This window comes from Arthrobacter mobilis (assembly GCF_012395835.1).
Classification (GTDB): domain Bacteria; phylum Actinomycetota; class Actinomycetes; order Actinomycetales; family Micrococcaceae; genus Crystallibacter; species Crystallibacter mobilis.
Window position 1 is genome coordinate 35,824 of sequence record NZ_JAAZSQ010000027.1, and the last position, 7,374, is coordinate 43,197.

At 66.5% G+C, this 7,374-nt stretch carries 8 protein-coding genes and 1 pseudogene; 8 read left to right on the plus strand and 1 reads right to left on the minus strand.

Translation table 11 applies throughout. From position 1 onward, the window contains the following. Positions 1-8 precede the first annotated feature (8 nt). The 7 genes from mftE (at position 9) to HGG74_RS19035 (ending at position 5,989) form a co-directional block, all read left to right on the plus strand. Positions 9-695 carry a mycofactocin biosynthesis peptidyl-dipeptidase MftE gene (gene mftE / locus HGG74_RS19005; protein ID WP_168488963.1) on the plus strand — a complete coding sequence of 229 codons (687 nt, stop codon included), beginning with the start codon at positions 9-11 and terminating at the stop codon, positions 693-695. Next, the gene (locus tag HGG74_RS19010; RefSeq protein ID WP_205762195.1) at positions 692-1,288 is read left to right on the plus strand and encodes an SDR family oxidoreductase; all 597 of its coding nucleotides are present in this window, start codon (positions 692-694) and stop codon (positions 1,286-1,288) included. Before mftE ends, HGG74_RS19010 begins: the two co-directional genes overlap by 4 nt. After that, complete coding sequence (mftF, locus tag HGG74_RS19015) at positions 1,285-2,814, plus strand: mycofactocin biosynthesis glycosyltransferase MftF (protein ID WP_168488955.1); 1,530 nt, start codon at positions 1,285-1,287, stop codon at positions 2,812-2,814. The genes HGG74_RS19010 and mftF overlap by 4 nt, the downstream gene beginning before the upstream one ends. A gap of 370 nt (positions 2,815-3,184) precedes the next feature. Next, the gene (locus HGG74_RS19020; RefSeq protein ID WP_168488956.1) at positions 3,185-3,418 is read left to right on the plus strand and encodes a hypothetical protein; all 234 of its coding nucleotides are present in this window, start codon (positions 3,185-3,187) and stop codon (positions 3,416-3,418) included. Between the two features lie 612 nt (positions 3,419-4,030). Further along, entirely contained in the window at positions 4,031-4,690 is a 660-nt protein-coding gene (locus tag HGG74_RS19025) for a TetR/AcrR family transcriptional regulator (protein WP_168488957.1), read from the plus strand. Positions 4,691-5,077: 387 nt separating this feature from the next. Continuing rightward, positions 5,078-5,308 carry a hypothetical protein gene (locus tag HGG74_RS19030; RefSeq protein WP_168488958.1) on the plus strand — a complete coding sequence of 77 codons (231 nt, stop codon included), beginning with the start codon at positions 5,078-5,080 and terminating at the stop codon, positions 5,306-5,308. A 471-nt stretch (positions 5,309-5,779) separates the two neighbouring features. After that, on the plus strand, positions 5,780-5,989 hold the full coding sequence (locus HGG74_RS19035) for a hypothetical protein (protein ID WP_168488959.1): 210 nt from the start codon (positions 5,780-5,782) through the stop codon (positions 5,987-5,989). A gap of 325 nt (positions 5,990-6,314) precedes the next feature. Here HGG74_RS19035 and panB read toward each other — a convergent pair whose 3' ends face one another. Then, entirely contained in the window at positions 6,315-7,175 is an 861-nt protein-coding gene (panB, locus tag HGG74_RS19040) for a 3-methyl-2-oxobutanoate hydroxymethyltransferase (protein ID WP_168488960.1), read from the minus strand. A 122-nt stretch (positions 7,176-7,297) separates the two neighbouring features. On the opposite strand from panB, the pseudogene HGG74_RS21770 reads away from it, so the two are divergent. Next, positions 7,298-7,374: pseudogene (locus tag HGG74_RS21770) on the plus strand (GntR family transcriptional regulator); the annotation flags it as partial.

Here is a 7,374-nt window from a genome sequence, read left to right on the forward strand (position 1 = left end):
TGGTCGCCATGACCGTGCTGTCCTCGGCCACCTGGCCCGACACCCCCGCAGGGGCTACCGTCCTGGTGCCCGTAGGCTCCATCGAACAGCACGGGCCGCACCTGCCGCTCGACACCGACACAGTCATCGCAACCGCGGTCGCGTCCGCCGCTGCCAAGGCACTGGTCGCCGCAGGGGAACGGGTCCTGGTGGCGCCGGCGCTGGCCTACGGCTCCAGTGGTGAGCACCAGGATTTTCCCGGCACTTGCTCCATCGGCACGGACGCCCTGCGCACGGTGCTGGTCGAGATCACCCGGTCGGTGCGCACCTGGGCCCGGCGGGTGGTCTTCGTCAACGCGCACGGCGGCAACCTCACCGCGCTGCGGGGCGCGGTCCGCCAGCTCGCCGGCGAGGGCCACGACGTCTCCTGGGTTGCCTGCGCTACCGAAGAGGTCGACCTCCACGCGGGACGCACCGAGACTTCTCTCATGCTCCACCTGCGCCCCGGGGACGTCCGGCTCGAGCGGGCTCAGGCCGGCAACACTGGCCCCCTTACCGAGCTGCTCCCGTTCATGATCAAGGGTGGGATCAGGGCGGTCTCGGCCAACGGGGTGCTCGGCGACCCGGCCGGCGCGACGGCTGAGGAAGGCGCAGCGCTGCTCGCCTCAATGGTGGGCGACGTCATCGCGGCGGTCGCAACGGTAGCTGCGCGATGAGCTCCCGCGTCGTACTGGTTACAGGCGCGGCGCGGAACCTCGGCGCCGTGGCCGTCCGCCGGCTGGTCGCGGACGGCCACCCTGTGCTCCCGGTAGACAGCTGCGAGGGCGACCGAGCAGGTCTGCCGTACCCGCTCGCTACTACGGCCGACCTCGATCTGCTGGTGGCCGCTGCCCCGGACGGCGCCGTCGTCGGCCACATCGCTGACGTCCACGACCGGGCCGGGCTCGCAACAGCGGTTCAGACCGCCTCGACTGCTGGGGACGGCGCGATGCCGTGGTCGCCGCGGCTGCCGTCATGGCCAGCGGACAACCGCTGGGGGGAGACGCCCGCCGCCGGACTCGCAGCTGACCTCGTCGGCACCGGCGTCACCGCCTGCGCGGTGTCTCCGCGCTCGACCCGGACACCGATGCTGGCTGCCACCGGCACACTCTACGACCTGCCCGACGTCAAGGCGTTCGTCGACCACCAGCTGCTCAGACGACGCCTTGACCCGGACGACATAGCCGCGACCATCGCCTTTTGCTGCAGCCGCGAGGCCGCGGCCCTCAACGGCTCGATCGTGCATGTCGACGGAGGATTCTCAGCATGAGCGTCTCCAATCTCTCCGGACGTCAGGCGCTGCCAAACGGCTTCGAGATCCGCCTCCGTGACAACCTCATTGTCGCCGACCGTGGACGGCTGCTTGTCGGCGGCTCGCCTATCCGGACCGTACGGCTCAGTTCGCGAGCACGCACCCTGCTCGCCGACGGCGGACTGGCCGTGGACGGCCCGGCCACCGCATCTCTAGCCCGTCGCCTCCTCGACGGCAATCTCGCCGAGCCCGTGCTCGACCGCGTCGAGGTGTCCTTGGCGGACCTCACGGTGATTATCCCAGTCAGGGACCGGGTCGAACAGCTGGATCGCTGCCTGGCCGCCCTCGCACCGCTGCAGGTCATCGTCGTCGACGATGCCTCGGAGGATGCCATAGCCGTCTCGCGGGTGGTAAGACAGCATGGCGCGCGTCTGGTTTCACTTTCCAGAAATCTTGGTCCTGCCGGAGCCCGCAACGCCGGCCTCGCCCAGGTGGACACTCCGCTGGTGGCGTTTGTCGACTCCGATGTCGAGGCCGGCGCCGGCGCCCTGCTCGACCTGGCCCGCCACTGCGCGGATCCGCAGCTTGCGCTGGTCGGGCCCCGCGTCGTCGGCGTGGCACGGACGGATCGACCGCGCTGGTTCGAGCGGTACGATGCAGCGGCGTCCTCCCTCGACTTGGGCAGGGCCGGGGGTCCGGTCCGCCCCGGAGCTGAACTCGGCTGGTTGCCCTCGGCGTGCCTGGTTGGCCGCACAGCACTGCTGCGCGGCGGCTTCCAGGACACATGGCGGGTGGCCGAGGACGTCGATTTCGTCTGGCGGCTCGTCGATGCCGGCCACGTCGTGCGGTACGACCCGACAGTCGAGGTGTGCCACGACATCCGGCCGAGCGCACAGGCCTGGCTTGGCCGCAAGGTCCTATACGGCACAGGCGGGGCCTCCCTCGCCGCCCGGCACGGCGATAAGGTCGCTCCAGCGGTCCTATCGGTTCCCATGGCTGTCGGCGCTGCGGCGCTTCTCCAACGCAGATGGTGGTCGGTACCGGTCGCCGCAGCCGTCGTGGCTGCGACCGCCCGGTCCCTCCGCACACGCCTGCCCGCCGATAACGGAACGACCATCATTGCCATCCAATTGGCAGTCCGCGGCCTGGGCTGGGCCGTGCGCCAGGAGAGCAGCCTGCTGCTTCGGCACTGGTGGCCGGCTGCCGCGGTAGGAGCGTTCGTCAGCCGGTCGATCCGCCGGACCCTGGTAACTGCCGTCGCCGTTGATCTGGTGCTGTTCCTCCGTGAACGGTCGGGCGTCGGACCGCTCACCGCGCTGATCTGCCGCCGCTTGGACGACCTCGCCTACGGAACCGGGCTCTGGTGGGGTGCCTTGCGCCGGTTAGACAGCCGGTGTCTCGCTGTACGCTGGGTTGGAGGCGACAGGATCAAACGAACCAGAGCGGTGCCACAGGCACGTCTTCGGCGGCGAAGCAAAACTTGGTCGCTAGGCTCAAGCTTTAATCGCCGAGATCGAGCTGGGCACAGCGCCGATCTCAGATAAGCTCTGTTTTACGCAGACCCTGGTGAACCCAACTCGTCTCTGAAGCCGGTCAGGACACTGAATCCGCGTGGGAATAGTCGCGGTATCGGCGTCTCCTACCCATAATGCGTGATGGTCCACCTTTGAATTAGACGCACGGGCGACTGTTTTCCCTAGACTTTGTGCGACCTGTGGACGACCAGGAGTTGCACGTGCTGCCCGTCCTGCTAAATGGAATGACTTTGGCCATCAGTCTCACCGGATAGATCGGCGCACGGGTCGGCCTGGTCGGCGTGCTGATGATCGTCCGAATGAGGACCGCTGTGCTTCAGCATGGCGGCTGCATGGATGCGAGACGCCCCATAGGTTAAGTCGGGCTCGCTAGTACCTTGTGTTCGACGAGGTGCTCGGACAACTTGCGGGGACGGGCAAGCTGCCCCGCACCGCGTACCTGCATGTGGACTACCGCAGCATTAGTCCGATCGGCGTCGATCTGGACTTCACGTCGCGGTTCGTCAAGGAAGAGGGACGCAAACGCTTTCTCACGGTCGAGCTGCGACATGCCGACGCTCTCTGCGTCGACGTCGAAGGTCTTTTCGCCGAACTCAGGCCCGGCCATCCCTGACAGCCGCAGGCAGTGATCAATCGAAGCTGAAATAGGTGTCCATCTTGGTTTCCGGAGTAATTCGCGGCGTCTGGCCAGGGAGCCCTCGTCCCATGTCAGGAACCGGCGCAATGGCGCCGGGAGTGGGGCGATCACTTCACACTTATAGAACCTCGGGTGGATCCTGTGGCAGCACAGCGTACCGCATTGACGTATCGCCGGACCGTTGCCTTATGGGCGGGTCATCGGCTAAGGCTGGAGCGGTCGCCGTGCAGGAGTGAATACGGCACGAAATCTTTGCCGAGCTCGCGGACGGTGGCCAGGACGGCGTATCCGCAGTCCCGTCCGAAGGCCGAGTATTCGGTGTGCAGTACCCGGACGGGCTGCACGGCATGAGACCGGCGGATGGTCTCCGGGCCGCCCTCTCGTAAGAAACGGCCCCTTCCCTCCTCGATCAGTTCCCTGACGGTCCCGCCACGTCGTCGATCGGCACTTCCGGATTCACACGGTGCTGGTAGAGCGCGTCGAGGTGATCCCTGCCGAGGACCCTGAGACGGTTCTCGGTGAGATGCCGGATATGTCGGATTCACCGTATTTACAACACAGCTGTGCAGTAAGTGTTATGGTGGTCACATGACGACATTGCAGGGACGCCAACGCACCCGGAGCGGGAGGGCGGATACGCTGGATCCGCGGTCCCTTGCCACCCGCCGGAAGCTGGCGGCTGCTCTCCTGGCCGCTGCCCGGGATGAGGGCCTGCAGACCGTGTCCGCCTCCGGCCTTGCCCGCGAAGCGGGCCTCAGCCGCAGCGGCTTTTACGAGCACTTCGCGAACGTCGACGAGCTGGCGTTTTTTGTCCTCGACGACCTGCTGGCCGACATCGGGGCCCTCGATTTGGAAGCGCGTCGGAAGGAGGGCGTAGACGGGCGGGCGGTTGGCGAGTGGGCCCTGGAACTGCTGCTCGACCGGATCTTGGAGCACCAAAACTTCTATACGCATCTGCTAGTCGCCGGTGGGTTTCCCGGAGCTGCGGGCAGGATCATCGAAAAGTTTGCCGAGCACCAGCAACCCGGCGTGCGTCTCGAAAAACCGGAGTGGACAGAGTCACGGATCGACCTCGTCACGGAGTCCGTTGCCGGGATGCTTGTGAGCGGCATCCGGTACTGGCTCCGGACGGGGGCACAGGAAAGTCCGCGCGAATTTGCCCAGGAGCTCATGCAGATCGTGCCGGGCTGGCTCTACCGGATGCCCCGCGAAGACCCCACGGCACCGCTACGCGCCGGACTCCCGTGACCGGCCCGGCGCTACATGCCCAGCAACCCCAGGGAAAGGAATGGAAAATGAGCGGACGTTAGGAAGGAAAGGTCGCTTGGATCAGCGGCGGGACCACCGGAATGGGTCTTGGAACCCTGGAGCTCTTCGTTGAGGAAGGTGCCAAGGTTCTCCTGGCCGATATGCAGGACCAGCGGGGGCTGGACTTGGAGACGAAGTACCCCGGACAGGTCAGGTTCGCCCATATTGACGTAACCAGCACGGCGTCGTTCCCTACCCGCCGCAGTCCCATCGCCGATACGGATTCCTCCGAGCCGTCGATGAAACGGCGAACGAACGACTGCAACAGTCTTTAGTCCGCCCTTGTGGGCGCCTCCCCCGGGTCTTCCCTTGAAAGGACCACCTCCCATGGCACACCACCGTCAAGAAATCATCATCCGTCCTGCCGCCGGAACCGGTTGGCAGGGGGTCCAAAGACAGCTGGAAAGCGCCGCCGAAGAGGCGCGCCGCGCGGCGATGGCAGACAAACGCCACGGCATCCTCGTCACCCGCCACCGGCCGGACACATTTACCGTAGCCGTTAGCCCGGAGGTGCCCTTCGGTATGACCTATGAACGCGACGACCTCGGAATCCCATAAGAAATACCCGTGCTGCCACACGCCGCACCCCACCAAGACCTGGCGGCCCATGAAACGGCGCCGCCGGAGACGGACGCTTCTCCCCAAGGGGAGCACCGGCATTGCCGGCTGCCGGTGCTCCCCGGGCGTCCGTTGCGCCGGTTACTACCGGCCGGCGCCGGATCCGGACCCCATCCCCCTGCAAGGTCCGGATCCGGCGCTAACCCAAACACTGTTTCAAAGGAAGGCCCGGCTCCCCCGAGACCTCCCCGCTGTCCCGCAGGCCAGCCCTTCACCGCGACACTTCCCGTGTGAGCTCTGACCGGGGCAGGACCACGGCCATGGCCACCTGCCCGGCCCTCAGGACCGCATAGGCCGCCCGGAGCCTCCCCGGCTACCTCTGTCCCGGATGGCCAGTGTCTCCGACGGGTCCCGCGGCGGCGTGTGACCGTTCCCCGCACGACCGGCAACCCGGAGAAAGGAAATGGCGCCATGACCAACAACACCGGCAGCGCCCTCGACGCCGCCGCCCTCGGACCCGGCGACCACGTCGAGGTCCACGGGAATGGACACATTCGCTACAGCGGATACATCGAGGACACCATGCCGCAGCTGAACATAGTCTGGATCCGGGAACTGCGGACCGGGGAACGCAGAATGCTCTTCACCGACGAGTGCCGCATCTTCCGGGATGGGACCTGACACATTCGGACGCAGACCCCCGATCTCGGGCACCGGACAGATCAGGCCAGTCCTGCAGCACCTGGTGCCCGTGGGTCCTGTCCTCGACGGCATTCGAACTGACCTCTCTCCTTGAAACAACAGGCCTCCTGTTGATCGGACGTTCGGTGATCCGCTGACTCTGTCCCCTAAGCCAGGGACCGCACGACAAGCGCGGACGGGTACCCAATGCCCGTCATGCGTGCAAGATCGATTCGGACATAGTCACGGTTATCGGCTGTGCAAAACCATTCGTGAGGGGCTTTCAGGGCAGGCCGCGGTTGGTGATGCGCCCGTGGGAGGCGGCTCAGAAGGCATGTTCGGGGCCGGGGAAGGAGCCGTCCTTGACGTCGGCGGCGTAGGAGCGGGCGGCGTCCAGGAGTATGCCGTGGAGGTCGGCGTACTGCTTGACGAACCGGGGCAGCCGGCCGGTGTTGAGGCCGAAGGCGTCCTGCCAGACCAGCACCTGCCCGTTGGTATGGTTGCCGGCGCCGATGCCGATGGTCGGGATCTGCAGTTCCCTGGTGACCTCTGCGGCCACCTCCCCGGGGACCATCTCGAGAACGACCGCGAAGGCGCCGGCATCCTGGACGGCGCGGGCGTCGGCGAGCAGGCGCCCGGCCGCGTCGTCGCGGCCCTGGACGCGGTAGCCGCCCAGGACGTGCTCGTACTGCGGGGTGAACCCGATGTGGGCGCAGACGGGGATTCCTCCCCGGGCGAGCCGCTTGATCTGGGGCGCCATCTCGGCCCCGCCCTCGAGCTTGACCGCGGCGACCTGTGCCTCCTTCATGAAGCGGGCCGCGGTGAGGTAGGCCTGCTCGGGCGAGGCCTGGTAGGAACCGAACGGCAGGTCGGCAAGGACCAGCGCGCGCCTGGCGCTCCCGGCGACCGCGCGGGCCAGCGGGATCAGTTCCTCGACCGTCACCGGCAGGGACGTCGGGTAGCCGAAGACGTTGTTGGCCGCCGAGTCGCCGACCAGGATGGCGTCAATGCCGGCCTCGTCGAAAACCCGGGCGGTGTACATGTCGTACGAAGTCAGCACGGTGAACCTCTCGCCGCACTCCTTCATCTGGCGCAGATGATGGGTCCGCACCTTCTTGGCCGGCGCGGCCGGGGACGGGGCGCCGCTGCCGTACGGCGCGGTTTCCTCACTGCTGGTATCCGACATTGAACTGCCTTTCGTGGGTCTGGGTGTTTTCCTGCTGAGGGGTCTCTGGGCAATGTATACAAAGTGAGGCTTTATTGCGACTGTTGTGGCCATATCCACGATCCATGTATACACTGCACTGCATGCGTGCCAGTGACCGGGCTTATTCGGCCCTGCGGGAGGACATTGTCGAATGGCGCCTGCCTCCGGGTACGGTGCT

Bases quoted from the DNA above. Each gene is read 5' to 3' on its own strand.
- mftE (WP_168488963.1), top strand. From the start codon at position 9: ATGACCGTGCTGTCCTCGGCCACCTGGCCCGACACCCCCGCAGGGGCT.
- HGG74_RS19010 (WP_205762195.1), top strand. From the start codon at position 692: ATGAGCTCCCGCGTCGTACTGGTTACAGGCGCGGCGCGGAACCTCGGC.
- mftF (WP_168488955.1), top strand. From the start codon at position 1,285: ATGAGCGTCTCCAATCTCTCCGGACGTCAGGCGCTGCCAAACGGCTTC.
- HGG74_RS19025 (WP_168488957.1), top strand. From the start codon at position 4,031: ATGACGACATTGCAGGGACGCCAACGCACCCGGAGCGGGAGGGCGGAT.
- HGG74_RS19030 (WP_168488958.1), top strand. From the start codon at position 5,078: ATGGCACACCACCGTCAAGAAATCATCATCCGTCCTGCCGCCGGAACC.
- HGG74_RS19035 (WP_168488959.1), top strand. From the start codon at position 5,780: ATGACCAACAACACCGGCAGCGCCCTCGACGCCGCCGCCCTCGGACCC.
- panB (WP_168488960.1), bottom strand. From the start codon at position 7,175: ATGTCGGATACCAGCAGTGAGGAAACCGCGCCGTACGGCAGCGGCGCC.